26 protein-coding genes and 1 pseudogene are annotated in these 24,412 nt (G+C 60.6%); 14 read left to right on the forward strand and 13 right to left on the reverse strand.

The genetic code is table 11. The features are described from left to right. Window positions 1–34 precede the first annotated feature (34 nt). The gene (locus PspS35_RS22815; RefSeq protein ID WP_159936892.1) at window positions 35–1,054 is read left to right on the forward strand and encodes a transporter; all 1,020 of its coding nucleotides are present in this window, start codon (window positions 35–37) and stop codon (window positions 1,052–1,054) included. Between the two features lie 263 nt (window positions 1,055–1,317). Next, window positions 1,318–2,922 carry an inorganic phosphate transporter gene (locus PspS35_RS22820; RefSeq protein ID WP_159936893.1) on the forward strand — a complete coding sequence of 535 codons (1,605 nt, stop codon included), beginning with the start codon at window positions 1,318–1,320 and terminating at the stop codon, window positions 2,920–2,922. 47 nt (window positions 2,923–2,969) lie between these two features. Here PspS35_RS22820 and PspS35_RS22825 read toward each other — a convergent pair whose 3' ends face one another. The 3 genes from PspS35_RS22825 to PspS35_RS22835 are packed head-to-tail and all read right to left on the reverse strand — an operon-like array spanning window position 2,970 to window position 5,634. After that, window positions 2,970–3,944 (reverse strand): biotin-dependent carboxyltransferase family protein, encoded by a 975-nt coding sequence (locus tag PspS35_RS22825; protein WP_159936894.1) that lies wholly within the window; start codon window positions 3,942–3,944, stop codon window positions 2,970–2,972. Next, complete coding sequence (locus tag PspS35_RS22830) at window positions 3,941–4,819, reverse strand: allophanate hydrolase subunit 1 (RefSeq protein WP_159936895.1); 879 nt, start codon at window positions 4,817–4,819, stop codon at window positions 3,941–3,943. Before PspS35_RS22830 ends, PspS35_RS22825 begins: the two co-directional genes overlap by 4 nt. 59 nt (window positions 4,820–4,878) lie before the next feature. Next, window positions 4,879–5,634: a 5-oxoprolinase subunit PxpA gene (locus PspS35_RS22835; protein ID WP_159936896.1), complete on the reverse strand. Its 756-nt coding sequence runs from the start codon at window positions 5,632–5,634 to the stop codon at window positions 4,879–4,881. Window positions 5,635–5,755: 121 nt separating this feature from the next. Here PspS35_RS22835 and PspS35_RS22840 point away from each other — a divergent pair, with 121 nt between their 5' ends. Beyond that, window positions 5,756–6,673, forward strand: coding sequence for a LysR family transcriptional regulator (locus PspS35_RS22840; RefSeq protein WP_159936897.1), 918 nt, complete (start codon window positions 5,756–5,758; stop codon window positions 6,671–6,673). Here PspS35_RS22840 and PspS35_RS22845 read toward each other — a convergent pair. After that, window positions 6,670–7,566, reverse strand: coding sequence for a LysR family transcriptional regulator (locus PspS35_RS22845; protein ID WP_159936898.1), 897 nt, complete (start codon window positions 7,564–7,566; stop codon window positions 6,670–6,672). The genes PspS35_RS22840 and PspS35_RS22845 overlap by 4 nt on opposite strands. Before the next feature lie 109 nt (window positions 7,567–7,675). Between PspS35_RS22845 and PspS35_RS22850 the strand changes: the two genes are divergently transcribed. After that, window positions 7,676–8,434, forward strand: coding sequence for an SDR family oxidoreductase (locus PspS35_RS22850; RefSeq protein ID WP_159936899.1), 759 nt, complete (start codon window positions 7,676–7,678; stop codon window positions 8,432–8,434). A 60-nt stretch (window positions 8,435–8,494) separates the two neighbouring features. Here the strand turns inward: PspS35_RS22850 and PspS35_RS22855 are convergent, their stop codons facing one another. Beyond that, a complete protein-coding gene (locus PspS35_RS22855) occupies window positions 8,495–8,932 on the reverse strand; it encodes a multidrug/biocide efflux PACE transporter (RefSeq protein ID WP_159936900.1) in 438 nt (145 codons plus the stop codon). A gap of 88 nt (window positions 8,933–9,020) precedes the next feature. Between PspS35_RS22855 and PspS35_RS22860 the strand changes: the two genes are divergently transcribed. Further along, window positions 9,021–9,875 carry a LysR family transcriptional regulator gene (locus PspS35_RS22860; protein WP_159936901.1) on the forward strand — a complete coding sequence of 285 codons (855 nt, stop codon included), beginning with the start codon at window positions 9,021–9,023 and terminating at the stop codon, window positions 9,873–9,875. A 28-nt stretch (window positions 9,876–9,903) separates the two neighbouring features. Here PspS35_RS22860 and PspS35_RS22865 read toward each other — a convergent pair whose 3' ends face one another. Genes PspS35_RS22865 through PspS35_RS22880 form a run of 4 tightly spaced genes read right to left on the reverse strand, consistent with a single transcriptional unit; the run spans window position 9,904 to window position 12,425 of the window. After that, window positions 9,904–11,127, reverse strand: coding sequence for an RNA polymerase sigma factor (locus PspS35_RS22865; RefSeq protein WP_159936902.1), 1,224 nt, complete (start codon window positions 11,125–11,127; stop codon window positions 9,904–9,906). Beyond that, on the reverse strand, window positions 11,124–11,600 hold the full coding sequence (locus PspS35_RS22870; RefSeq protein WP_159936903.1) for an SRPBCC family protein: 477 nt from the start codon (window positions 11,598–11,600) through the stop codon (window positions 11,124–11,126). Before PspS35_RS22870 ends, PspS35_RS22865 begins: the two co-directional genes overlap by 4 nt. A 34-nt stretch (window positions 11,601–11,634) precedes the next feature. Further along, window positions 11,635–11,979, reverse strand: a complete 345-nt coding sequence (locus PspS35_RS22875) for a YciI family protein (protein ID WP_112196555.1) — start codon at window positions 11,977–11,979, stop codon at window positions 11,635–11,637. Between the two features lie 41 nt (window positions 11,980–12,020). Then, entirely contained in the window at window positions 12,021–12,425 is a 405-nt protein-coding gene (locus tag PspS35_RS22880; protein ID WP_159936904.1) for a nuclear transport factor 2 family protein, read from the reverse strand. Between the two features lie 145 nt (window positions 12,426–12,570). Between PspS35_RS22880 and PspS35_RS22885 the strand changes: the two genes are divergently transcribed. The 3 genes and pseudogenes from PspS35_RS22885 to PspS35_RS22895 form a co-directional block, all read left to right on the forward strand. Next, window positions 12,571–13,086 (forward strand): GNAT family N-acetyltransferase, encoded by a 516-nt coding sequence (locus PspS35_RS22885; RefSeq protein WP_159936905.1) that lies wholly within the window; start codon window positions 12,571–12,573, stop codon window positions 13,084–13,086. A 42-nt stretch (window positions 13,087–13,128) separates the two neighbouring features. Beyond that, window positions 13,129–13,383 (forward strand): helix-turn-helix domain-containing protein, encoded by a 255-nt coding sequence (locus tag PspS35_RS22890; protein ID WP_159936906.1) that lies wholly within the window; start codon window positions 13,129–13,131, stop codon window positions 13,381–13,383. 83 nt (window positions 13,384–13,466) lie between these two features. Further along, window positions 13,467–14,246: pseudogene (locus tag PspS35_RS22895) on the forward strand (HipA domain-containing protein); the annotation flags it as partial. Here the strand turns inward: PspS35_RS22895 and PspS35_RS22900 are convergent. After that, the gene (locus PspS35_RS22900) at window positions 14,222–14,761 is read right to left on the reverse strand and encodes a GyrI-like domain-containing protein (protein ID WP_159936907.1); all 540 of its coding nucleotides are present in this window, start codon (window positions 14,759–14,761) and stop codon (window positions 14,222–14,224) included. The pseudogene PspS35_RS22895 and the gene PspS35_RS22900 overlap by 25 nt on opposite strands. Before the next feature lie 195 nt (window positions 14,762–14,956). On the opposite strand from PspS35_RS22900, the gene alaC reads away from it, so the two are divergent. Then, window positions 14,957–16,168, forward strand: coding sequence for an alanine transaminase (gene alaC, locus PspS35_RS22905; RefSeq protein ID WP_159936908.1), 1,212 nt, complete (start codon window positions 14,957–14,959; stop codon window positions 16,166–16,168). Window positions 16,169–16,323: 155 nt separating this feature from the next. Here the strand turns inward: alaC and PspS35_RS22910 are convergent, their stop codons facing one another. Further along, complete coding sequence (locus PspS35_RS22910) at window positions 16,324–17,676, reverse strand: GntP family permease (RefSeq protein ID WP_099585421.1); 1,353 nt, start codon at window positions 17,674–17,676, stop codon at window positions 16,324–16,326. An 84-nt stretch (window positions 17,677–17,760) separates the two neighbouring features. Then, on the reverse strand, window positions 17,761–18,294 hold the full coding sequence (locus PspS35_RS22915) for a gluconokinase (RefSeq protein WP_159936909.1): 534 nt from the start codon (window positions 18,292–18,294) through the stop codon (window positions 17,761–17,763). 212 nt (window positions 18,295–18,506) lie between these two features. Here PspS35_RS22915 and PspS35_RS22920 point away from each other — a divergent pair, with 212 nt between their 5' ends. The 5 genes from PspS35_RS22920 (at window position 18,507) to PspS35_RS22940 (ending at window position 22,699) form a co-directional block, all read left to right on the forward strand. Further along, window positions 18,507–19,538 carry a LacI family DNA-binding transcriptional regulator gene (locus tag PspS35_RS22920; RefSeq protein WP_174244889.1) on the forward strand — a complete coding sequence of 344 codons (1,032 nt, stop codon included), beginning with the start codon at window positions 18,507–18,509 and terminating at the stop codon, window positions 19,536–19,538. 189 nt (window positions 19,539–19,727) lie between these two features. Next, complete coding sequence (locus tag PspS35_RS22925; protein ID WP_159934745.1) at window positions 19,728–20,987, forward strand: IS256-like element ISPsy17 family transposase; 1,260 nt, start codon at window positions 19,728–19,730, stop codon at window positions 20,985–20,987. Between the two features lie 122 nt (window positions 20,988–21,109). Then, window positions 21,110–21,343 carry a DUF6124 family protein gene (locus PspS35_RS22930; protein ID WP_159936911.1) on the forward strand — a complete coding sequence of 78 codons (234 nt, stop codon included), beginning with the start codon at window positions 21,110–21,112 and terminating at the stop codon, window positions 21,341–21,343. A gap of 62 nt (window positions 21,344–21,405) precedes the next feature. Beyond that, window positions 21,406–22,038 carry a glutathione S-transferase gene (locus PspS35_RS22935; RefSeq protein WP_159936912.1) on the forward strand — a complete coding sequence of 211 codons (633 nt, stop codon included), beginning with the start codon at window positions 21,406–21,408 and terminating at the stop codon, window positions 22,036–22,038. A 154-nt stretch (window positions 22,039–22,192) separates the two neighbouring features. Then, on the forward strand, window positions 22,193–22,699 hold the full coding sequence (locus PspS35_RS22940; RefSeq protein ID WP_159936913.1) for a hypothetical protein: 507 nt from the start codon (window positions 22,193–22,195) through the stop codon (window positions 22,697–22,699). 90 nt (window positions 22,700–22,789) lie between these two features. On the opposite strand, the gene PspS35_RS22945 is transcribed toward PspS35_RS22940, so the two are convergent. Next, window positions 22,790–24,109, reverse strand: coding sequence for a PAS domain-containing methyl-accepting chemotaxis protein (locus tag PspS35_RS22945; RefSeq protein WP_159936914.1), 1,320 nt, complete (start codon window positions 24,107–24,109; stop codon window positions 22,790–22,792). Between the last annotated feature and the right edge of the window lie 303 nt (window positions 24,110–24,412).

The following is a 24,412-nucleotide window of genomic DNA, read 5'->3' on the forward strand; positions in this document are numbered from 1 at the left end:
AAATGTCCTACAGGCCTTTTCTCTGCGAGCCTCCATGAACCACAGCATTGACCACAGCCATCAGGACTCCGATCTGTTTGGCTTGCTTTACGGTTTCCGTTTTCGCCCTGGTGAAAAGGGTCAGCAGATTGACTCAGCCACTGCTCTGGCGGCGTTGAAGCAACCGCAAGACCCGGACGAGTTCTTGTGGCTGCACCTGAATCTGGCCCACGCCGCGTGCGAGCGCTGGATGCAGGCGCACCTGGAACTGCCGCAAGAGTTTTTTGAAGCGCTGCACGAGGGCTCGCGTTCCACGCGCATTGAACACGTCGACTCAGCCTTGCTGGCGGTGGTCAACGACGTGGTGTTCAACTTCAGCAGCATGGTCTCATCGGATATTTCCACGCTGTGGGTATGCGCCCGCAGCCGTCTGTTGATCAGCGCGCGCCTGCAACCGCTGCACTCGGTGGACAAGTTGCGTTCGTCGGTAAAGGCCGGCGAACACTTTCGCTCGCCGCTGGAACTGCTGGTGCATTTGCTGCGCGACCAGGGCGAAGTGCTGACGCAGATCGTGCGCAAGACCAGCCTCAGCGTCGACCATATCGAAGACCAATTGCTCTCCTCGCGCCTATCCACCAACCGCGCCGAACTGGGTGCCGCCCGCCGGGTACTGGTGCGCCTGCAACGCCTGTTGGCATTGGAGCCGGGCTCGCTGCTACGCCTGCTCAACCGCCCGCCACAATGGCTGCAAAAGGACGACGTGAAAGAGCTGCGCAAATCCACCGAGGAGTTCGCACTGATCATCAACGACCTGACGGCCCTGGGCGAGCGCATCAAGTTGTTGCAGGAAGAGATCGCCGCCAACCTCAATGAACAAAGCAGCCGCACCCTGTTCACCCTGACGGTGGTCACGGTGCTGGCGCTGCCGATCAATATCATCGCCGGTTTTTTCGGGATGAACGTGGGCGGTGTGCCGCTGTCCCAGGACCCGGAGGGGTTCTGGATTCTGGTGGCGCTGGTCGCGACCTTCACGCTGATCGCCGGGCGCTGGGCGTTCCGCAAATTTTCAAACTGAAATGAGATCAGCTATGGGAGGGGGCTTGCTCTCGATGGCAGTGTGTCAGCCAACACGTCTGCCAGCCCTGCGCCGCCATCGAAGCCTCGCTAGAGCTTGACATCTCCCACAGGGATCAGTGGTGTCTGTGAGTTTTGCGCCTGTGTGCGCTGCCCGACAGACCAATCGCGCACCTGATTGACTAAACACTGACGTGCGGCAGCATCGCTGTAACATTCTGCAATGACTATGAACAGCATCCTTCATTACCTGGATGCTCCGGCATGGCCACCCCTTCCCTGACCGCCTCACACACCCAACCCAAACCCAGGCTGGACAAGAAACCCGGCCTGGTGACGGTGATCATTTTCTTCGCCGTGCTCGCCATGGGCCTGTTGTTCACCGCCTACAGCCTGATGCACGACATGAAGGAGCTGGGCACGGTGGTCACCACCTGGACGCCGTTCCTGCTGCTGGGCGTGGCGCTGGTAATCGCCCTGGGTTTCGAGTTCGTCAACGGTTTCCACGACACCGCCAACGCGGTGGCGACGGTGATCTACACCCACTCGCTGCCGCCGCATTTTGCGGTGGTGTGGTCAGGCTTTTTCAACTTCCTCGGCGTGCTGCTTTCCAGTGGCGCGGTGGCGTTCGGCATCATCGCCCTGTTGCCCGTGGAGCTGATTTTGCAGGTGGGCTCCTCGGCCGGCTTCGCCATGATCTTCGCCCTGCTGATTGCCGCGATCCTGTGGAACCTGGGCACCTGGTGGCTGGGGTTGCCAGCCTCGTCGTCCCATACGCTGATCGGTTCGATCATCGGCGTCGGCGTGGCGAATGCGTTGATGCACGGGCGTGACGGCACCAGCGGCGTGGATTGGGCCCAGGCCACCAAGATTGGTTACGCGTTGCTGCTGTCGCCGCTGATCGGCTTCGCTTTTGCAGCCTTGCTGTTGCTGGCCCTGCGCGCCTTCGTGAAAAACCGCTCGCTGTACAAAGCCCCCAAAGGCGACACCCCGCCGCCTTGGTGGATTCGCGGCATGTTGATCGCCACCTGCACCGGCGTGTCATTCGCCCACGGCTCCAACGATGGGCAAAAAGGCATGGGCCTGATCATGCTGATCCTGGTCGGCACGCTGCCGATGGCCTATGCCCTGAACCGCACCATGCCCGCCGAACAGTCGTTGCAATTCGCGGCGGTGGCCGAAGTGACCCAGGTCGCCCTGATGAAAACCGCGCCGCAGGCGTTGGCGGCAGACCCGCGCCCGGTCCTGTCGACCTACGTACGTACCAAGGAAGCCACGCCGGAACTGGTACCGGCTCTCGCCGCGCTCACAGGGCTTATCGGTGAAGAAGTCAAAGGCTACGGCTCCCTGGCCAAAGTCCCCGCCGAAGCCGTCGGCAACGTGCGCAACGACATGTACCTGACCAGCGAAACCATTCGCTTGATGGACAAGGCCAAGGTCGGCGACTTCGACGCTGACACCCAAGACAAGCTGCAACTGTTCAAGCAGCAGATCGACAGTGCTACGCGCTTCATTCCGCTATGGGTGAAGATCGCCGTGGCGATCGCGCTGGGCCTGGGCACTATGGTGGGCTGGAAGCGTATCGTGGTGACGGTGGGCGAGAAGATCGGCAAGACCCACATGACCTACGCCCAGGGTGCTGCGGCCGAGACGGTGGCGATGCTGACCATCGGCGCGGCGGATATGTATGGCTTGCCGGTGTCGACGACGCATGTGCTGTCATCGGGTGTCGCGGGGACGATGGTGGCCAATGGCAGTGGATTGCAGATGCGGACCATCCGCAACCTGGCGATGGCGTGGGTGTTGACGTTGCCGGCCGCGATTGTGCTTTCAGGCAGCCTCTACTGGCTGTTCACCCAACTGTTCTGACACAACACTGTAAAAAATGTGGGAGGGGCCAAGCCCCTCCCACATTTTTAGCCTGCGAACAAACCAGCCATCGCCTTCAGCCGCTTCTTGTAGATACGCCGCGCCTCCAGTGCCTGCTCCAGCGTCACCGCCACAAACCCCGCGCGTTGGTTCGGCTGCATCTGGCCGATCAAATCCAGGTCGGCACTGATCACCGTGCCGATCATCGCGTAGCCGCCGCCCGACACCGCATCGCGGTGCAACACAATCGGCTCCAGCCCCGCCGGCACCTGGATCGAGCCGATGGGGTAGCAACTGTCGACGATATTGGAAGGGTCCGAGCCCGCGCCAAATGGCTGCTCCCGTGGCTCAAAACTCAACGCGCTGCCGCCCTTGAAGCGATAGCCGATGCGGTCCGCCTCGGAACCCACGGTCCAGGGTTCGGCAAAAAAACTGCTTTTGGCGGCCTCGGTCAGGCGCTCGTAGTACAGGCCCGGCACGACGCGCAGGGTGATATCGCCGCCCACGGAGCGGCGCAAGGCCATCGGTAAACTGTTGCCCGCCCGTCCCTGACCGCTGGGTTCGCCGATGGGCAATTCATCGCCCGCCTGCAAGCGCCGCCCGTGCAAGCCACCAAGGGCGCCGAGGGTGTAAGTGGAACGGCTGCCGAGCACCAGCGGCACATCAATACCACCGGCCACCGCCAGGTACGTCCGCGCGCCGGCCTTGGGGAAGTCGAAACGCAGCACCTGCCCGGCGCGCACCTGGAACGCGGTGTCCTGATGCACCACTTCACCGTCCAGGTGCGGCGACATCAGCGCGCCACTCAACGCCACCAACGCATCCTGCTGGAATTCCAACTCCGGCCCGATCAACGTGCATTCCAGCCCCGCCGCACCCACCGGATTGCCCACCAGATGGTTGGCCGCACTCAACGCGTACTGGTCCAGCGCGCCCGAAGGCGGGATGCCCAAGTGGTAATAACCTTCACGGCCAAGATCCTGCACGGAGGTAGCGAGGCCGGGTTTGAGGACTCTGATCATGCCAGCGCCTCCTGCAGGGTTTTCGGATAGCCAACCGGGTCGGCGAGAAACGCGTCGAGGGAAAATTCCACCGGGCGGATGCGCAGGTCGAAACGGCCTGCGTCCACCTCGGCGACGGCCAGGTCGTAGGCATCGCGCTCGATGGGTTTGAACTGCACGATGTCACCGGGACGGAAAAACACCATGTGTTCCTTGAGGTAGGCCAACTGCTGCGCCGGGTCGTAGATCGGCGCCGGGGTCACGCCGAACATCTGGTAACCACCGGCGCCACGCACCGAGTAGATGCAGCCAAAACAGCCGCCGTGGCCGAGGGTAAGTTTTGGCGTATCGGTGCGCGGGCGCAGGTATTTGGGCACCTGCAATTGGCGCTCGCGCTCGACCATCTGGAACATGAACGGCAAGCCCGCGACAAACCCGACCATCGACACAAACCACGGCGCGCCACTGTGGGCGGCGATAAACGCGTGCACATCTGCCAGGCCATTGATGCGCGCGGCGTACTCCAAGTCGGTGCCGCTGGGGTCTTGATGGCGGTCGCGAAAACGCATCAGGGTTTCGTGGGTCCAGGGGTCGTTGTACAGCACCGGGATCTCGATGATGCGCGTGTGCAACGTGCGTTCGGCCACGGCCTGGGCTTCGGCGCTTTGCACCGCGTCGAGCAGCACGTGGGGCGCGATACGGTCGGGGTCGAAGCGGATCTGGAACGAGGCATTGGCCAGGCACACATCCAGTACGCCTTCCAGCGCCAGGCGTTCCACCACACGGGTCACCGCCATGCCCTTGAAAAAGGCCTCCAGCGACATGCTGTCGCTGACCTCGGCAAACAGGTGTTCATCACCGCCGAAGCTGTAGCGGATGGGGGACGTTTGAGCCATGTCGCTTCCTCTTGGAATGGTCATCGAAAGGCGGGCAAAAAAGTAACGGATCGATTTTATTAGGGTGTTTTAACCGTGATACCCGCCTGGTCCAAGGCTTCGCGAGTGGCTTCCACCAACTCCAGCGCACCTGGGGTGTCGCTGTGCAGGCAGATGGAATCGAATTCGATAAACAGGTCTTCGCCTTCTACGGTGCGTACCAGCCCCGTCTGACACGCGCGCAAGACGCGGGCCGCCACGGTTGCAGGATCGAGTGCACGCACATTGCGGGTAAACACGATGGAGCCCGTCAGATCGTACTCACGATCGGCATAAAACTCGCGCACCACCGGTTGTCCCAGTTCCTTGGCCACCCGCCAGATCACCGAGTTGGGCATGCAGTAGAGCAACAGCGTCGGCTCGATGAGTTGCAGGTTTTGCACCAGCAATCGGGCCGCTTCTTCGTCGCGGGCCAGGTGCATGTAGAGCGCGCCGTGGGGCTTGATATGTTGCAGCGTCACCCCTTGGGCGCGGGCGATTTCACGCAGGGCGCCGAGTTGGTAGAGCATGTCGTCCACCAGCTCCTGGGCCGGTGCATTGATATGCCGACGACCAAAACCCACCAGGTCACGAAAGCCCGGATGGGCACCGATGGCCACGCCCAGTTGCTTGGCGCGTTCGACGGTGCGGCGCATGGTGCCGGGGTCGCCGGCGTGGAAGCCGGTTGCGATATTGGCCGAGCTGATGTAGGCCATCAGCTCGGCGTCAACGCCATCGCCAATGGTCCAGGGGCCAAATCCTTCGCCCATGTCCGAGTTGAAATCCACTGCCTGCATCGGGGTCGCTCCGCCAAAGGTGATGCAGGAAAAGTAGGCTGCGGCTTGACCCCTTGGGAAGATCTATTATCAGATGACCCATCTTCTGAAAATCAGATAACCCTCTGGGTTGGAGAGGCCGATGTCCCTCACCTTGCGCCAAGTCCGCTACTTCGTCGCCACCGCCGAGATCGGCCAGATCTCCCAGGCGGCGATCCACCTGAATATCTCGCAGTCGGCGGTGACCACGGCGATCAAGGAGCTGGAGGCGATGCTCGGCGTGCAACTGTTTGTGCGCTCGGCCCAGGGCATGAACCTGACCGACGCCGGGCGGCACTTTCTCAACCGCGCCTACGTGATTGTGCGCAGTGTCGACGATGCGCTGAACAGCCCATTGCCCGACCACCGCGCCAGTGGCGTGCTGCGGGTGGCGGCCAGCTACACAGTGCTCGGTTACTTCCTGCCCCACCATTTGCAGCGCATGGAGCATTGGCACCCGGACGTGACCATCAAGGTGTTCGAACAGGAGCGCCAGGCCATCGAACACGGCCTGCTCGACGGCCAGTTCGACATGGCCGTGGTGCTCACCGCCAACCTGACACACCCGGCAATCGTTTCCGAGATTCTGTTCAACTCAGAACGTCGCCTGTGGCTGCCCAGCCATCACCCGTTGTGCGAACGCGGCGCCGTAAGCCTGGCGGATGTGGCGCAAGAGCCGTACATCCTGCTCACCGTGGACGAAGCCGAACACAGCGCCATGCGCTATTGGGAACAGGCCGGGCAGTCGCCGAACGTACGGCTGCGCACCAGTTCGGTGGAGGCGGTGCGCAGCATGGTCGCCAATGGCAGCGGCGTGGCGATTCTGTCGGACCTGGTGCACCGCCCTTGGTCACTGGAAGGCAAGCGCATCGAAACCCTGACCGTCACCGACCCGGTCACGCCCATGAGCGTCGGCCTGGCCTGGCACCGCGAGCGGGCCTTTACCCCAGCGATGCAGGCGTTCCGGGATTACTTTCATGATGCGTTCCTGGCGCCGCAGCAACTGTCGGCGCGGCGTTAAAGATGCGCTTGCAGAATGGCCGCCAGCCAGTCCATGAACACCCGCACCCGTAATGGCAAATGCCGTTGGCCGGCGTACAGCAGCGACACGTCCAACGGCGGTGCCGGGTATTGCGGCAACACCGCCACCAACTCGCCGCTGGCCAGTTCAGCGCCCATGCCCAAGGCCGGCACCTGGATAATCCCGAAACCGCCCAGGCACGCCGATTTATAGGCATCGGTGCTGTTGACCGTGATCCGCCCGGCCATGGGAACGCGCTGCACCTTGTTGCCTTGCAGGTATTCGAAGCCCGCCGAGCGTGAACCCAACGGCCGCACGTAATGCACCAAGTGATGGTCGGCCAGGTCGGCCAGCGTCTGTGGCACGCCGAAGCGTTGCAGGTAGGCGGCGCTCACGCAGTTGATCATCGGCATGCTGCACAACAACCGCGCCACCACCGTTTGGTCCGGCTGCGCGCCGACCCGCAGCACGCAATCAAACCCTTCGGCGAGCAGGTCGACCTGGCGGTCGGTGGTGCTGATCTCCATTTCGATCAACGGGTGGCGCGCCAGGAACTGTGGCAGGCGTGGCAGGATCAAGTCCCGCGCCATGACGTTGGGCATATCCACGCGAATACGCCCGGCCAGTTGAGTTTCATCCTGGCGAAACAGGCCTTCCAGTTCTTCCATGTGCGCCAGCAAATCCTTGCTGCGCTCGTACAACACGCGCCCGTCCTGAGTTGCCTGCACCTTGCGTGTGGTGCGTTGCAATAGCCGAGCGCCGAGCAGTTCTTCCAGCGCCTGCACGTGCTCGGACACGGTGGAACGCGGCAGGCCCAGGCTCTCGCCCGCCCGGGTGAAACTCGACAGTTCGGTGACGCGCACGAAGGTGCGCAGCAGCTCAAGTTTGTTCATTGGATTGTTCGCCCTGCCCGACCAGTGATTCCGATTATTCCCTGTTTATCACGTTAAGGCCGGACAAATACACTCAATCCCACGCTCACATCTTAAAGAGGATTGCACCATGACCCGTAAAATCGCGTTGATCACCGGCGCCAGCCGTGGCTTGGGTAAAAACGCCGCCTTGCACCTGGCGGCACAAGGCGTGGACATCATCGGCACTTATCACAGCAAGGCCGACGAGGCGCAGGCATTGGTGGCCGAGATCGAACAATTGGGTGGCCGCGCCGCCATGCTGCAATTGGATGTGAGCCAGAGCGCAACATTCGGAGGGTTTGTTGGCGACGTTGCCGGCGTGCTCAAGGATGTTTTCGCACAGGATCACTTCGATTTTCTGATCAACAACGCCGGCATCGGCATTCACGCCAGTTTTGCCGAGACCACCGAAGCCCAGTTCGACCAACTGGTGGCCATCCAATTCAAGGGCCCGTTTTTCCTGACCCAGCAACTGTTGCCGGTGATCCGCGACGGTGGGCGCATCCTCAATATTTCCAGCGGCCTGGCGCGTTTCAGCCTGCCGGGCTATGCGGCGTATGCGGCGATGAAAGGCGCGATGGAAGTGCTGACCCGCTACCAGGCCAAAGAGCTGGGTGGGCGCGGGATCAGCGTCAACATCCTGGCCCCGGGTGCGATTGAAACCGACTTCGGCGGCGGCGCCGTACGCGACAATGCCAACCTCAATGCCATGGTCGCGAGCAACACCGCCCTGGGCCGCGCCGGCTTGCCGGACGATATCGGTGGCGCAATTGCCAGCCTGCTGGCAGACGGCAGCCAGTGGATCACCGGGCAGCGCATCGAGGCGTCGGGCGGTATGTTCCTTTAATCCCTACCCCGTCCCTACGGCCCTTGCCCGGTAAGGGTTAAAACGCGATGAGGTGATGATCTATGGGCGTGCTGCCACAGGTTGCAGGAGCTTATCGCGCAGCACGTCATAGCCCCAGTGATACACATAGGTGTACGGCAGGAAGAACAGCAGCACACCTATGTCGAGGATAAACGCCTGCATCAGGCTGATGTTCAGCCACGCCGCAATCAACGGTACACACACCAGGATCAAGCCGCCTTCGAACATGAGGGCGTGCAACATGCGGGTCCAGCCGTTGTTGGCCAGTTGCAGGCGCGCCTTGAGGCGATCGAACAGGCCGTTGAAAATCACGTTCCAGGTTAACGCCATCAGGCTGATCGCCAGCGTGACCATGCCCATTTCCAGGGCAGGCTTGTCCATGATCCACGCCAGCAACGGCGTACAGATCAACAACGCCAGGGCCTCGAAACCTATGGCCTGGCAAACGCGTTCAGTAAGGGACTTGGTAGGGTTCATGACCCGTCTCCGTGAGTGAGGATGGTTGCCATCATTACCCTTTGAATCGATACTTCATAACCAATAACCATCGATCAAGGCGATAGTCATGGCGTCTCACGAAGTGCTGCAGGCGTTTGTCCAAGCGGCCACTCAAGGTTCGTTTTCAGCGGCGGCGCGCAAGTTGGGCAAGAGCCAGTCCACCGTCAGTGCCGCAGTGGCGAGCCTGGAGATTGACCTGGATGTGGTGCTGTTTGACCGCAGCAGCCGCAAGCCCACGCTGACACCCGCCGGGCATGTGTTGCTGCAACGGGCCGAGCAGGTGCTGGAAGCCAGCAGCCGCCTGGCGCTGGCGGCGAGCCAGTTGGCCCAGGGGTTGGAGCCGAAGCTGACCATCGCCATGTCCGATACTTACCAGTCGGACCGCTTTGAAATCGCCCTCCGCTCGTTCGACGCACGTTACCCGGACCTCGAACTGGAATGCCTGATCGCCGAATGCGAAGACTTGATCGCCTTGGTGCAGAGCGGTCGGGCGCAGATTGCGTTTATCGAGAAACAAGACACCTACCCGCCCGACCTCACCGGCGCACCGGTGGAAGAACGCACGGAAATCGGCCTGTTCGTGGCGCCCACTCACCCGCTGGCGCGCTTGGACAACATCCCCGCCGACACCTTGCAACAACACCGCGAATTGCGCCTGGCCAGCATCATCAACCCGAATGAGACACGCGCCAGCGGCCGCGTCTGGTCGGCGCCCAGTTACCTGATGCTGATGGAGATGGCGCAACTGGGGTTCGGCTGGGCGCCCCTGCCGCGCTGGCTGGTAGAGCGTTTTGACGCCGGCCAGTTGGTGGAACTCAAAGCGCGCAGTTGGCCGCGCTCGGTGGCGGTGGATGCACTGTGGTCACGGCATCATCCGCCGGGGCCGGCGGGGAGTTGGTTGCTGGGCAAGATGTTGGAGTGACGAACATGGCCTTGCTGACACCTTGTCTTCATTGACTGGGCGATTGGAGTTCGGCGATACGTTGCTGGAGGAAGCGTTTCTCCGGGGTCTGCTGGGTCAGGGAAAGGGCTTTTTCATAGGCGGCGCGGGCTTCTTGCACCCGCCCCAATTGCCGACAAAATTCGCCCCGCGCCGAATGCGCCAGGTGGTAATCCAGCAATTCCCCGCGTGCCAGAATCGCCTCCACCTGCTGCAACCCCGCCAACGGCCCATCGCGCATGGCCAGCGCCACTGCGCGGTTCAACTCGATCACCGGCGACGGCATGGCCCTGAGCAGCACGTCGTAGAGCCCGACAATCTGCGGCCAGTCCGTTTGCCCGGCACTCGGCGCTTCGGCATGCACTGCGGCGATCGCCGCTTGCAGGCAATACGGCCCAAAGCCTCGCATGGCCAGTGCCCGTTCTACCAGCGTGCAGCCTTCGGCAATCAACGAAGCGTCCCACAGCACACGGTCCTGTTTATCCAGCAGCACCAGTTCGCCGCTGGCCGAGGTGCGCGCCGCACGGCGGGATTCGTGCAGCAGCATCAGCGCCAGCAGGCCCATGACTTCCGGCTCCGGCAGCAGTTCCATCAGCAAGCGGCCCAGGCGAATGGCTTCGCGGGTCAGGTCTTCGCGGGTGATGCCCGCCCCCATCGACGCCGAGTACCCCTCGTTGAACACCAGGTAAATCACCCGTAACACACTGTCCAGGCGCTCGGGCAACTCGGCCAGGGACGGCACTTGATAGGGGATTTTGGCCTCGCGGATCTTGCCCTTGGCCCGCACGATGCGCTGGGCGATGGTAGCCGGCGTGGCCAGGAAAGCCCGGGCGATTTCCTCGGTGGTGAGGTCGCAGATCTCACGCAAGGTCAGCGCCGCCTGGGCATCGGCCGCCAGTGCCGGGTGACAACAGGTGAACATCAGGCGCAGGCGGTCGTCTTCCACGTCTTCAACGCTCCAGTCAGCGGCCTCCAAGGCGTCGGCCTGCGCCTGCGATAACGGGGTGAACCGGGCCTGGCGGCGCAAGCGGTCGATGGCTTTGAAGCGCCCGGTGGAGACCAGCCAGGCGCGCGGATTGTCCGGCATGCCGTCCTGCTGCCAGCGCTCGACCGCGACGAAGAACGCCTCGTGCAAGGCCTCTTCGGCGAGGTCGAAATCGCCGAGCAGGCGGATCAGGGTGGCGAGCACGCGCCGCGATTCGCTGCGGTAGATCGCTTCGATCTGCGGCGTCAATCGCGCATCTCTTCGGTCACCAGCTTGACCAAACGGTCGAGGCTCTGGCCCCAACCATCGTGAAAGCCCATAGCTTCATGGGCCTGTTTGTCTTCGGCACTCCAGTGCATGGCGCGTGCGGTGTAGAGGGTCTTGCCGTCTCGCTCCTCAAAGGTCACTTCGGCGCTCATGAACGGCTTGCCCGAGGGCAGCCAGCCCGGCATGAAGGCATCGGTGAACACCAGGCGGTTGGGCGCGTCGATCTCCAGGAACACGCCTTGGGTCGGGTACTCGCTGCCGTCGGGTGCACGCATCAGGGTGCGAAACAGCCCACCGACCCACAGGTTCATTTCGCACTCCGGGGTGGTCATGCCGTGGGGCCCCCACCATTGTTGCAGCAAGGCGGGCTCGGTCCAGGCGCGAAACACCCGGCTGCGCGGGGCGTCGATCAAGCGGCTGATGGACAGTTCAAATTCGGCAGGTTGCTTGGACATGGGGTAAACCTCCTGAGTATTTGGCTTGTTGTTTTCAGAGATTCAGTTCACGCACAGGGCGTACTTCGACACTGCCGACCCGGGCGGCCGGAATACCACCGGCCACCTGGATCGCGTCGTTGAGGTCGCGGGCTTCGATCAGGTAGAACCCGGCGAGTTGTTCCTTGGTTTCGGCAAACGGCCCGTCGGTGATCGACAGCTTGCCGTTGCGCATGCGCACGGTGGTGGCGGTGCTCACCGACTCCAGCGGTTCGGCGGCGAGCATGCGGCCGCTGGCCTGCACGGATTGGGCGTAGGCAAAGCACTCCGGGTCTGCGGGGCTGTCAGGCGAGGTGTGCAGCACCTGTTCGTTGCTGTAGATCAGGCACAGGTATTTCATGGCGTTCTCCGTTTTGGACTACTGACTATAGTTCGCGGCGCTCAAGGTTTCAGGTCAAACAGCGCGGTGCCGCTTTGCATGTCGAAAGGTGCCGACCAGTGCTCGTGCACCACGCGCCACTGGCCATTGATGCGCTGATAACCGGCGGTGACACGCATCCAGCACGCCTTATCTGCACCGCCGCAGTGGGCCAGCCAGTGGGCGAAGGCGCTGTCCTGGGCTTCCACGACGCGCAGTTCGTGGAACTCGAAAATGCCGGGGCCAGGACAATGCTTCATGCATTCCTCCCAGTGTGCGCGGTAGGCCGCCTTGCCTTTGAATTGCAGGGCGGTGACGGCGTCGAATGAGACGATATCGTCGGCGTAAAAGCTGACAATTTTATCGATATCCGCGCTGATGACGGCCTGTTTCCATTGTTCGATCAGGCTGTTGATTGCAGTGCTCATGGCGATACTCCTGGGGGTGAAAAAATCATGGAGGACACCCTTGGTCGAATGCGCTCGGAGCAAATCGACAGCCCACTGAAAAATAATTTCGCCTGCGGTAAACCCGATAGACTGCGCCCTTCTTTGCAGCCGTTCGGACGCTCCGATGCAAACCCGCCTTGTCGCCTACGAGACGCTGAATGCCGTGCAACAACAGCAACTCAGCGCCATCGAAGTTCACCCCGAGCAACTGCCGTTCTGCGGCGATATGTATTGCGCGCTCAATTCGCTGCTGGCCAAGCCCAGCCCCGGCGTCAAAGGCTTTGCCCTGTTGGCCGATGACATCCCGGTCGCCTTCCTTTTGCTTAAACGCCCGCCCTGCCTGCCCCATTGGGCGGATGAACACAGCGCCACGCTGCATGCGCTGCAGGTGGATCGGCGGCAACAGGGCATGGGGTTTGGTAAAGCGTGTTTGCAGGCGCTGCCGGCGGTAGCGCTTGAGGCGTGGCCGCAGATCAAGGGGCTGGAGTTGTCGGTGGATACAGCCAATGTGGCAGCGATGGCGTTATATCTGGGATCGGGATGGATGGATAACGGGGAGGCGTACAAAGGACGGGTTGGTTATGAAAGGCGGCTGAGCCGGGCGTTTGATCGGAGCAACCTTGACACCTCAAAAATGTAATGCATACATGACATACCCCATCAAAAGTAATGAATACGTGACATGGACACCTCAATAATCACCCAACGACTCGCCGAACAAGTCCGCTCTATGCGTCTCAACCGTGGCTATACGCAAGCATATATGGCCCAGCTCGCAGGGGTTACCCGGCAAAAACTGATCGAAATTGAACAAGGAAGCCCGTCGGTTTCCATGAATGCTTATGCTCGCGTGATTGCGGCGTTGGACAGCGAAGTGAAATTGATGCCCGCCTCCAAGCCAACACTGGAAGAGCTGAGGGACGTGTTCAATGACTAGTGGCAGTTTGCGAGTCAACACCCCGCAAGGTGACAGCGGCAGCGTGTTGACGAGTGCTGCCGACTACCTGTTTCGCTATGTCGATACTGCGGGCAGGGATTTCTGGCGTGCAGCCCAAGGTACTCGTCCCGGAAAAGCCTCAGGCATCCGAGTCGAAATTCACCTCGAAAACCAATGATCTGATTATCAAGCGCGGACGCGACGAGTTTCCGGGGTTGGCCATCAATGAGTACCTGTGCATGTCGGTTGCCCGGGGCGCAGGCCTGCCCGTGCCCCCTTTTTATCTTTCACAGAACCATAAGCTGTTCATCATGCGGCGCTTTGACCGGGACGAACAACTCAACCCGCTGGGCTTCGAAGACATGACCACGCTGATGGGCCTGACTGCCGAACAAAAGTACACGAAGAGCTACGCCACCATTGCCAAAGCCGTACGCGTGTTCTGTTCGCCAGAGCATATACGCAGCTCGCTCGATCAGTTGTTTGATAGCGTGGCACTCAGTTGCATCGTAGGAAATGGCGATGCCCACTTGAAGAATTTCGGTGTGCTTTACAGTGATCTGGTGAAATCGGATGCACGACTTGCCCCGGCATACGATATCGCGAACACCACTGCTTATATCCCCGAAGATTCACTCGCGCTGGACTTGAGCGGCAACAAATCTATGTTTGCCTCACGCTTGGGCATCCTTGAGTTTGCGCGAACCTGCGAAGTCGAAAACCCCGAAGCACGCATCCAGGCCTTGCTTCAAACCCTGGAAGTCGTGCTCAAGCGCGAAGACGAATATTGCAGGCTAGCGCCTGATGTCGCCAAAGCTATCCGGCAATCTGCGCAGGGCTACCAAACCAGCTTTGGGGGCTGACCACTGCCACGTGCCTCAGACCCGGCACGGGGCGAAATGACGGTCTGCACCGGCAACCAGATGTCCACGGTACCCGTGCCTTTGCGCGCATCAAAATCCGCGCTGTAGCGCTCGAAATCCGCCCCCATCACCTTGTAGCCCGAGTGCGGCAGCCACTCGAACATGATGCGCTCGTAGGTCTGTTCCAATGCCTGCACCGGGCCGTAATGCGCGAACACGGCGTAATTAAGCGGTGGAATTTCGATCACTTCGAAGTTGCTCGGCACGTCGCTTTTGCTCGGCACTTCAACCCCGGCCATGTAGTCGAATTCGCCGTGCTGGGGGTTATGGCAAACGCCGTACGTCACCCCGCCGATGCGCTTTTTGATGTCCTTGATGCAGGTGTCGAACAGTTCCCACAACCTGGGAATATCGCCCACCGTCGCCTTGGAATAACGCCCCTTCACCCCAGCGATTACCAGCGCCTTGCCGGCTTCCATGCGTGGCTCTAACGGTTGTTTTGTCTGCTGATCCATACGAACAGTCTCCTTCTTATGAGGGAACAAACCCGTATCGAGTATAGGGGCATATCCACGCTACGCTCCACGCAGAAAATTTTCCGACGCATCTGGACAACTGGCCATCACCGACCGTATTGTCTGCCCCGCAGGCCACCGCAGTGGCCGACGTCGCTCGGACGGTTCCGGGCGCTTACGTACCTCGAGGCAACAATGGCAGACCAAGGTTCGCCGCGCCGCTTTGCGCGCATAGATCGACTCCCCCCGTATGTTTTCAATATCACTGCCGAGCTAAAGATGGCTGCGCGTCGGCGCGGCGAAGACATCATCGACTTGAGCATGGGTAACCCCGACGGCGCCACGCCGCCGCACATTGTCGAAAAACTCGTACAAGTCGCCCAGCGTGAAGACACTCACGGTTACTCCACGTCCAAAGGCATTCCGCGGCTGCGCCGGGCGATTTCGCGCTGGTACAAAGACCGCTATGAAGTGGACATCGACCCCGAGTCGGAAGCCATCGTCACCATCGGTTCCAAGGAGGGCCTGGCGCATTTGATGCTGGCCACCCTGGACCAGGGCGACACCGTGCTGGTGCCCAACCCGAGCTACCCGATTCACATCTACGGTGCCGTGATTGCCGGTGCCCAGGTACGTTCGGTGCCCCTGGTGCCGGGCGTGGACTTCTTCGCCGAGCTGGAACGGGCGATTCGCGGCTCGATCCCCAAGCCCAAGATGATGATTCTTGGTTTCCCGTCCAACCCCACCGCGCAGTGTGTGGAACTGGATTTCTTCGAGCGCGTGATTGCGCTGGCCAAGCAGTACGACGTGCTGGTGATCCACGATTTGGCCTACGCCGATATCGTCTACGACGGCTGGAAAGCCCCGTCGATCATGCAGGTGCCGGGCGCCAAGGACATTGCGGTGGAGTTCTTCACCCTGTCCAAGAGCTACAACATGGCCGGCTGGCGCATCGGTTTCATGGTGGGCAACCCGGAACTGGTCAACGCCCTGGCGCGGATCAAGAGTTACCACGACTACGGCACCTTCACCCCGCTGCAAGTGGCGGCGATCGCTGCGCTGGAAGGCGATCAACAGTGCGTGAAAGACATCGCCGAGCAGTACCGCCAGCGCCGCAATGTGCTGGTCAAGGGCCTGCATGAGTTGGGCTGGATGGTCGAGAACCCCAAGGCGTCGATGTACGTCTGGGCCAAGATTCCCGAGCAGTATGCCGCCATGGGCTCGCTGGAATTTGCCAAGAAGCTGCTGCTGGAAGCCAAGGTGTGTGTGTCGCCGGGGATTGGGTTTGGCGAATATGGCGATGACCATGTGCGCTTTGCGCTGATCGAGAACCAGGACCGGATTCGCCAGGCGGTGCGGGGGATTCGCGGGATGTTCCGGGCGGATGGGCTGGTGGCGAAAGCCTGAGCCGATCCACCTGAACAAATGTGGTCAAAATGTGGGAGGGGGCTTGCCCCCGATAGCAGAGGTTCAATCACTGTATCTGGTGACTGACCCACCGCCATCGGGGGCAAGCCCCTCCCACATTTGATTGCATTCCAACATTTGCTTGGTGGTGTGGCTTACACCACCAACGACAGCAACATGATGAAAATCAGTGCCACCACCGACAGGATGGTCTCCATCGCCGTCCAGGTCTTGAAGGTCTCGGCCACGGTCATGTTGAAGTACTGCTTCACCAGCCAGAACCCCGCATCGTTGACGTGAGACAGGATCAACGAACCCGCCCCCGTCGCCAACACCAGCAACTCACGGTTAACCCCTGGGATCATGCCCACCACCGGCACCACAATGCCCGCGCCCGTGATGGTCGCTACCGTCGCCGAACCCGTGGCGATACGAATCACCGCCGCCACCAGCCAGGCCAGCAGGATCGGGTTGATCTGCGCGTTCACCGCCATATGGCCGATCACGTCACCCACGCCGCTGGTCACTAGCATCTGCTTGAAGCCACCGCCGGCACCAATGATCAGGATGATCGCAGCGGTCGGCGCCAGGCTGGCGTCGAGCAGTTTGAGGATTTGCTTGGAGTGGATGCCCTGGCGCGTGCCAAAGGTGTAGAGCGACAGCAGCAACGCCAACAGCAGTGCGCTGATCGGGTGACCGATCATGTCCATCCAGTTGCGTACCACATTGCCTTCGGCAAACGCGATGTCGGCGAAGGTTTTGAGCAGCATCAGGAACACCGGCAGCAGCACGGTGATCAGGGTGACGCTGAAGCTCGGCAGCGACTTGTTATCGGTCTCGCGGGCCAGTTGATCGACCAGTTCCTGGGACGGGTTGCCCGGAATGTACTTGGCGATAAACGTACCGAAGATCGGGCCGGCGATGATGGCGGTCGGCAGTGCGACGATCAGGCCGTACAGGATGGTCTTGCCGATATCCGCGCCAAACACGCCAATGGCCAGCAGCGGGCCCGGGTGCGGCGGCACCAGGCCGTGCACCGCCGACAGGCCGGCGAGCAGCGGGATGCCGATCTTGATCAGCGACACACCGGTGCGGCGCGCCACGATGAACACCAGCGGGATCAGCAGCACAAAACCGATCTCGAAGAACAACGGGATGCCCACCAGGAACGCGGCGAACATCATGGCCCACTGGACCTTCTCTTTGCCAAAGGCGCGGATCAGGGTCTGGGCGATCTGATCGGCGCCGCCGGACTCGGCCATCATCTTGCCGAGCATGGTGCCCAGCGCGAGGATGATGCCGACAAAGCCGAGCACCCCGCCGAAACCGTCCTGGAAGGCCTTGATGATCTTGTCCACGGGCATGCCCGAGGTCAGGCCGAGGAAGCCGGCCGCGATGATCAGTGCGATGAACGGGTGGACCTTGAACTTGGTGATCAGAACGATCAACCCGATGATAGTGACGACTGCGTCTAGCAGCAGGTACGACTCGTGGGACATGCCAAACATGGGGGGTCTCTCCTGTTTGTTGTTGTTATTAAAGCGGGTGTTGAATTTCCTGCCGGGGATAGCGCTATCTTTTGCGGCAAAAAATTAATGAGTTCGTTCAAAACCGTGCTTGAGCCACCAAGCGTTGGTCTGCTCGGCCAATGCTTCGACACTGTCTTCGCTGGCATTGAGGGCCAGGGTCAGCGGTTCGCCCTTGGGCGATTCAAGCGTGGCGAACTGGCTGTCGATCAGGCTTGCCGGCATGAAATGACCGGGACGATGGGACACACGGTCCGAGGCGACTTCGCGGGTCAGCTCCAGGAACACGAAACCCAGGCCCGGCGCGGCTTCGCGCAGGTGGTCGCGGTATTTTTTCTTGAGCGCCGAACAGGTGAGCACCGGATGTTCACCGGCTTTGAGCGAACGGCGCAGTTCCTCGCACAGGATGTCGAGCCAACCGGCGCGGTCGTCGTCGTTGAGGGGGTGGCCGGCGCTCATCTTTTCGATGTTCGCGGCAGGATGGAAGCTGTCGCCTTCAATGGCGGTGGCGCCGTTCAGCCGGCACAGGGCCTCGCTGACGCTGGTCTTGCCACAGCCGGCAACACCCATGATGACCAGGGCGGTAACAGGTTGACTCATGAAACACCTCAGGACGCAGATAGCGCTACCTTTGCACGCCGTAAGGCGAGTGCAAAAACAGGCTTTTCCCGCGCCGTCTTGTCATTTTTATGGAGTGACGCGTGCATCCGCTCCCATCATTTGAACCGGATCAGGCAACCCAAAGTTCAATAATTTGCAGCCATTTGGAGACAGCGCTACCTTAGTGCCTCGATTTTTGTTTGGCAAGCTGCCTGATGACCTCTAAGAACGATAAAAATACGCGCACCACGGGTCGTCCGACCCTTAACGAAGTCGCCCGCCTGGCCGGCGTCAGCCCGATTACCGCCTCCCGCGCCTTGCGCGGCATCAGCACCGTGGCCGTTGAGCTGGTGGAAAAAGTCCAGCAGGCCGCTGCCGAACTCAACTACGTGGTCAACCCCGCCGCCCGCGCCCTGGCCTCGGCCCAGAGCCATTCGGTGGTGGTGTTGGTGCCGTCGTTGTCCAACCTGCTGTTTATCGAAACCCTCGAAGCTATCCACCAGGTACTGCGGCCCAAAGGCTTCGAAGTGCTGATCGGCAACTCTCACTATTCGCGCGATGAAGAAGAAAACCTGCTGCGCAATTACATGGCCTATCAGCCACGGGGTTTGCTGCTGACCGGCTTCGACCGCACCGAAAGCGCCCGACGGATGGTCGAGGCCAGCAACGTGCCCTGCGTCTACATGATGGACCTTGACCCGAATGCCGGCGTGAACTGTGTGGGTTTCTCGCAATTGGCCGCCGGTGAAACAGCCGCGGCGCATTTGCTGTCCCGTGGCCGCAAGCGCTTGGCGTATATCGGCGCACAACTGGACCAACGCACGTTGCTACGTGGCGAAGGTTTCCGCCGCGCCCTGCAACAGGCCGCAATGTACGACCCGGCGTTGGAACTGCTGACACCGCGTCCTTCTTCCGTGGGCTTGGGCGGCGAGTTGTTCTTGCAGTTGCTGGCCGCACATCCGGATGTGGATGCGGTCTTCTTCGGCAACGACGACTTGGCCCAAGGCGCACTGCTGGAAGCCATGCGCCATGGCATCAAGGTGCCAGAGCGGGTGGCGGTGCTGGGCTTCAACGACCTGCCTGCGTCGTCCTTTATGGTGCCGCGCCTGAGCAGTATCAGCACGCCACGGGAAGCCATTGGCCGGCGTGCGGCGGAGCATTTGTTGACGATCATGGCGGGCAACAAGATCGCCAAGCCGGTGGTAGACATGGGGTTTGAGTTGCAGGTGCGGGAAAGCACCTAGGACGCCTGTAGGACTCGGCTGACATTGCAGTAAGCGCCTTGCCCGGTTGCCTACGCTTACGTCAGAACTATCTGGCTTGTAAGTATGGCCGGTGGAGACTTAAGGTTTGCCGGTCTCTGAATGTTTCGGGGATCGGGAGACTGTCAGAAATTTTGTGTTCGGGCATAACATGTAGCTAGAGGTGCATCTATGCCGACCAAAAAGAAGCCCGCCCATGCAGCAGCGAGGGAGTTACCCTCGATTCCCCAAGAGCTGATCGAGCAGTTTGTTAAAGGCCCGATGAGCGCCGAAGCCATTCAAGACGCGTCCATGGCGTTCAAGAAGGCTCTGATCGAGCGCGCGCTAGGTGCCGAGCTGGGTCACCACCTTGGTTATCCTCAGGGCGCGGAGCGCCCTGAGGAGTCGACCAATCAGCGCAATGGCAAGAGTGGCAAAACGGTTCTTACCGACGATGGGCCGCTTCGCCTGGATATCCCCAGAGACCGCGATGGTAGCTTCGCCCCGATCCTGATTCCCAAGCACGAACGCCGTTTTACAGGCTTCGACGACAAGATAATTGCCATGTACGCCCGGGGTATGACGGTGCGTGAGATCCGCGCTTTTCTGTCTGAGCAGTATGGAACTGACGTGTCCCATGACTTCATCAGCTCAGTCACCGATGCCGTAATGGAAGAAGTCGGCTCTTGGCAGCAGCGCCCCCTGGAGCCTATGTACCCGGTCATCTTCTTTGATGCGCTACGGGTCAAAATCCGGGACGAGGGGTTAGTGCGCAACAAGGCCATTTATCTGGCGCTGGGCGTATTACCCGATGGCACACGTGACATTCTGGGGATCTGGATTGAGAGCACCGAGGGCGCCAAGTTTTGGATGAAGGTCTTCAACGACCTCAAAACGCGTGGGGTAGAAGATGTTCTAATCGCCGTCACGGATGGCCTTAAAGGGATACCGGAGGCTTTGGGAGCGGTTTTTCCTGCCACGACGCTGCAAACCTGCATCGTGCATCTGATCCGCAACAGCTTGGACTATGCCGCTTGGGATAAACGTCGGGCATTGGCCAAAGCCCTCAAGCCGATCTACCAGGCGATCAATGCGGACGTGGCCGAGCAAGAGCTCAACGCCTTTGAAGCGGGGCCTTGGGGTAAGCAGTATCCGACAGTAGTTGCTGCATGGCGTCGCGCCTGGGATCGGGTTATACCGTTTTTTGTATTCCCGGCGGGTATCCGAAAAGTGGTCTACACGACCAATGCCATCGAAAGCATCAACGCTCAGCTACGAAAGATTATTAAAACCCGTGGGCACTTCCCGACCGACGATGCGGCAACGAAGCTGATCTGGCTGGGACTACGAAATATCACGGCTAACTGGGGGCACCCGGCGCATGATTGGAAAGTGGCAATGAATCAGTTTGCGATTCTTTACGGAGACCGATTTACCAGACCGAGCTGGTAAAACAACGGCCTGCCTGACGGCAGGCCCTAACCAGCCCGAACACAAAAAAACTGATACTCCCGGGATCGGGTTTAGACGCCTGAAGTTTCCCACGCACTCAGCCAAAATCAGGTACTTCAAAAATGCATAGCACCCATCCCACGCATGCGCTTTTCACCGTCCTCCCCAACACCCCCACCGAGACCCTGCTGATCAACAGCTACGAAACGGTATGTTCCGTCAGCACCCTGCTGCTCGACCTCTCCGACGACCTCACCGGCAAACAACGCGATGTGGCCCTGGCCATTCACCAACTCAGTGAACTAAGCGTGTTGCTGGTGGGCAAGGCGATGGACCAGCACACGCCCCGCGGCTAAAGCCCTCCCACATTGCTATCACCCCTGCTAGATTGGCTGCTCTCCTCCGCAAGGAAAGCACCATGGGACACTCACTGAAAATCTTGGGTCGCACGTCTTCCATCAACGTGCGCAAAGTGCTCTGGACCTGCCAGGAACTGGGCATCGACTACCTGCGCGAAGACTGGGGCATAGGCTATACACCCACCCAATCCCCCGAGTTCCTGGCCCTGAACCCTAACGCCCAGGTGCCGGTACTGATCGACGACCACGGCGTGTTGTGGGAATCCAACACCATTTGCCGCTATCTGGTCGGCCTCTATCAACGCCATGACCTGCTGCCCGCCGAACCCGCACCACGGGCGCGGGTGGAGCAGTGGATGGACTGGCAAGCCACCGAACTCAACCCGTCGTGGGGCTATGCGTTTCATGCGCTGGTACGCAAGCACCCGGACTACCAGGACCCACAACGCCTCGCTGCCGGCGTACAGGCCTGGAACGACAAGATGGGCCTGCTGGAACAGCAACTCGCAAGGACACATGCCTACGTCGCCGGTGATGAGTTCACCCTCGCCGACATCCTCATCGGCCTCTCGGTGCACCGCTGGCAGATGGCCCCGATGGAGCATCCGCCCTACCCCGCCGTCGCGGCGTACTACGAACGCCTCAGCCAGCACCCGGGCTTCCAGACCTTCGCACTCGACGGCCACAACTAAGGACATGCACCTGAGCGCAGGCGGCAACGGCTGGCCGTCGACAGGCCAACACTTGCCGCCAGGGCGGTGGCGCGCCCAGTAAAACCTGGGCTTTTGCACCCGGCACGCTATTTGCTCCAGCGAAGGCACCGTAGCTTTCTCCAGGTGACCGATCATGCTGGTTAACAACAACACCCAAGCCGTGTCGACCGTCCAACAGCTCAAGCGTCCCGACATGGACCCTGCCAACGCCGCCGCCAGCGCGCTGTACAGCGGCGCCCTTCAAGCCGTGCAGCAAAGCGTGACCGTGCCGGCCGCGCAGAAGGAACTGGACAAGGCCACCGACCGTATCGACGAAGCCTTCGCCAAGACCCGTGTGCAGTTGCAAGCCTCCACGACAGCAACCACCTCAGCAACAGAGGCGCCTGCCACCACATCCACTACGGGTGCGCGTTCGGAGTTCACCGAGTACATGAGCAAAACCCCGGCCGAGCGCATCCGCGAGCAATTGCTCAAGGAGCAAGGCTTGACCGAAGCGGATGTACAGAACATGTCCCAGGAAAAACAGGACGCGATTTCCAACCAAGTCGCCGAGCGCCTGAAGCAGCAGCAAGAGCAGCAGGTAGCGGCGAAGGCGACTGATCCGGCGCAGAGCGTAAAAGAGACCCTGGCAGCGATCTAAGCCACACAGGGGTTAAAAATGTGGGAGGGGCGTGCCCCCTCCCACGTTTGAATTTCTTTCACAGTGGATTTTCAGTGTTGTTTAGATCAGCTATTGCAGTTGCAACGTCGAATTGAACTGACTGATCGCATCCACCACATGCCGTGACCCTTCCTGAATCTCCAGGATCACGTGCCCCGCCTCGTTCGCCAGCTCCACACCCAGCCCCGTGCGGCTCAAGCTCGACTGCATGCTCGACACCGCGCTCAGCGACAGGTCGTGGTTCTTGCGCACTACTTCTACAATTTCCACCGTCGCCTGGCTGGTACGCGCGGCGAGGCTGCGCACTTCGTCGGCCACCACCGCAAACCCGCGCCCATGCTCACCGGCCCGCGCCGCTTCAATCGCCGCGTTGAGCGCCAGCATATTGGTTTGCTCGGCGATGCTGCGGATGGTCTGCACGATGGCACCGATAATGTCCGACTGCTTGCTCACAGCATCGATGCTCTGCGCCGCCTGGTTCAGGTTGTGGGAAATTTCTTCGATGATCTGCACGGTTTGCTGCACCACCTGCGACCCTTTGCGCGCGCAGACATCGTTTTGTACCGAGGTGGCGTGGGCCGAATCGGCGGCGGTGCGCAGGGTGGTGACTTGATCGGTGATGTCGCTGGCGAACTTCACGACTTTGTACAAACGCCCATTGGTGTCGAAGATCGGGTTATAGGACGCCTCCAAAAACAGGGTTTTGCCATATTTGTTTTTGCGCTCGAAACGGTGCGAGTGGTATTCGCCGCGATTGAGCGACGCCCAGAACGCCTTGTACGCAGGCGACTCTACTTCGCTGCGGTGGCAAAACAGGCTGTGGTGCTGGCCAACGATTTCATCCAGCGAATACTGCACGGTCTTCAGGAAATTATCGTTGGCGTTGAGGATCTGCCCGTGGGGCGTGAACTCGATGACCGCCATGGAGCGGCTGATGGCGTCGATCAGGCTTTGGTTTTCATGTTCGTGGTGGACTCGTGCGCTAATATCCGACGCGACTTTGATCACGCTCTGCACGTGGTTGTCACTGTCCAGCACCGGCATGTAGCTGGCTTCGAGCCACACTTCCTGGCCGTGCTTGTTCAAGCGCATGAAGGTGCCACTGAGGGCCTCGCCCCGTGCCAGGTCGCGCCAGAGTTTGGCGTAGGCGTCGGTGTGGGTGTACGCCTGTTCGCAAAAGATCCGATGATGCTGGCCGCGAATTTCCTCGGCGCTGTAGCCCATGGCTTTGCAGAAGTTGTCGTTGGCATCAAGAATCACCCCGTCGCGATCAAATTCGATCATGGCCATGGACCGGCTGATGGCGGCGAGCTTGGCGTTGGATTCGGTGAGTGCGCAGGAGAAACGCTGGATTTCAAGCAGGTCGGACTTGTGATGGAGGTTGAACATGATCAGATCACCCTTGATTCCCGGCGCCAAAAAGGCGCATTACATTTTTTCAGTTGGGTACTGGGGAAAAAACCATCCAAATCGCTTTATATGCCAAGCGTCATCAACGGTTATGGGTGAGCATAGACAGGGCTTGGCGCTATGCAAGGCCATCAGCACGCCAGTATTGAAAGCAAGTGTAGGCAAGGGCAGGTGAACGCAGGGTGAGCGAGCGGCCAACAGGGAGGGTTGCGTTGGCCGCTGAAAATCCTTGAGCTGAACGCTGATCAGTGACCGAACAGGCCGCTCTCGGATTTCTTGGTT

Origin of the sequence: Pseudomonas sp. S35 (genome assembly GCF_009866765.1) — a bacterium.
In the GTDB taxonomy this organism is placed as follows: Bacteria; Pseudomonadota; Gammaproteobacteria; order Pseudomonadales; family Pseudomonadaceae; genus Aquipseudomonas.

What these genes read in the sequence shown, in the direction of transcription:
- PspS35_RS22815 (WP_159936892.1), top strand. Translation starts at nt 35, where the DNA reads ATGAACCACAGCATTGACCACAGCCATCAGGACTCCGATCTGTTTGGC.
- PspS35_RS22820 (WP_159936893.1), top strand. Translation starts at nt 1,318, where the DNA reads ATGGCCACCCCTTCCCTGACCGCCTCACACACCCAACCCAAACCCAGG.
- PspS35_RS22825 (WP_159936894.1), bottom strand. Translation starts at nt 3,944, where the DNA reads ATGATCAGAGTCCTCAAACCCGGCCTCGCTACCTCCGTGCAGGATCTT.
- PspS35_RS22830 (WP_159936895.1), bottom strand. Translation starts at nt 4,819, where the DNA reads ATGGCTCAAACGTCCCCCATCCGCTACAGCTTCGGCGGTGATGAACAC.
- PspS35_RS22835 (WP_159936896.1), bottom strand. Translation starts at nt 5,634, where the DNA reads ATGCAGGCAGTGGATTTCAACTCGGACATGGGCGAAGGATTTGGCCCC.
- PspS35_RS22840 (WP_159936897.1), top strand. Translation starts at nt 5,756, where the DNA reads ATGTCCCTCACCTTGCGCCAAGTCCGCTACTTCGTCGCCACCGCCGAG.
- PspS35_RS22845 (WP_159936898.1), bottom strand. Translation starts at nt 7,566, where the DNA reads ATGAACAAACTTGAGCTGCTGCGCACCTTCGTGCGCGTCACCGAACTG.
- PspS35_RS22850 (WP_159936899.1), top strand. Translation starts at nt 7,676, where the DNA reads ATGACCCGTAAAATCGCGTTGATCACCGGCGCCAGCCGTGGCTTGGGT.
- PspS35_RS22855 (WP_159936900.1), bottom strand. Translation starts at nt 8,932, where the DNA reads ATGAACCCTACCAAGTCCCTTACTGAACGCGTTTGCCAGGCCATAGGT.
- PspS35_RS22860 (WP_159936901.1), top strand. Translation starts at nt 9,021, where the DNA reads ATGGCGTCTCACGAAGTGCTGCAGGCGTTTGTCCAAGCGGCCACTCAA.
- PspS35_RS22870 (WP_159936903.1), bottom strand. Translation starts at nt 11,600, where the DNA reads ATGTCCAAGCAACCTGCCGAATTTGAACTGTCCATCAGCCGCTTGATC.
- PspS35_RS22875 (WP_112196555.1), bottom strand. Translation starts at nt 11,979, where the DNA reads ATGAAATACCTGTGCCTGATCTACAGCAACGAACAGGTGCTGCACACC.
- PspS35_RS22880 (WP_159936904.1), bottom strand. Translation starts at nt 12,425, where the DNA reads ATGAGCACTGCAATCAACAGCCTGATCGAACAATGGAAACAGGCCGTC.
- PspS35_RS22885 (WP_159936905.1), top strand. Translation starts at nt 12,571, where the DNA reads ATGCAAACCCGCCTTGTCGCCTACGAGACGCTGAATGCCGTGCAACAA.
- PspS35_RS22890 (WP_159936906.1), top strand. Translation starts at nt 13,129, where the DNA reads ATGGACACCTCAATAATCACCCAACGACTCGCCGAACAAGTCCGCTCT.
- PspS35_RS22900 (WP_159936907.1), bottom strand. Translation starts at nt 14,761, where the DNA reads ATGGATCAGCAGACAAAACAACCGTTAGAGCCACGCATGGAAGCCGGC.
- alaC (WP_159936908.1), top strand. Translation starts at nt 14,957, where the DNA reads ATGGCAGACCAAGGTTCGCCGCGCCGCTTTGCGCGCATAGATCGACTC.
- PspS35_RS22910 (WP_099585421.1), bottom strand. Translation starts at nt 17,676, where the DNA reads ATGTTTGGCATGTCCCACGAGTCGTACCTGCTGCTAGACGCAGTCGTC.
- PspS35_RS22915 (WP_159936909.1), bottom strand. Translation starts at nt 18,294, where the DNA reads ATGAGTCAACCTGTTACCGCCCTGGTCATCATGGGTGTTGCCGGCTGT.
- PspS35_RS22925 (WP_159934745.1), top strand. Translation starts at nt 19,728, where the DNA reads ATGCCGACCAAAAAGAAGCCCGCCCATGCAGCAGCGAGGGAGTTACCC.
- PspS35_RS22930 (WP_159936911.1), top strand. Translation starts at nt 21,110, where the DNA reads ATGCATAGCACCCATCCCACGCATGCGCTTTTCACCGTCCTCCCCAAC.
- PspS35_RS22935 (WP_159936912.1), top strand. Translation starts at nt 21,406, where the DNA reads ATGGGACACTCACTGAAAATCTTGGGTCGCACGTCTTCCATCAACGTG.
- PspS35_RS22940 (WP_159936913.1), top strand. Translation starts at nt 22,193, where the DNA reads ATGCTGGTTAACAACAACACCCAAGCCGTGTCGACCGTCCAACAGCTC.
- PspS35_RS22945 (WP_159936914.1), bottom strand. Translation starts at nt 24,109, where the DNA reads ATGTTCAACCTCCATCACAAGTCCGACCTGCTTGAAATCCAGCGTTTC.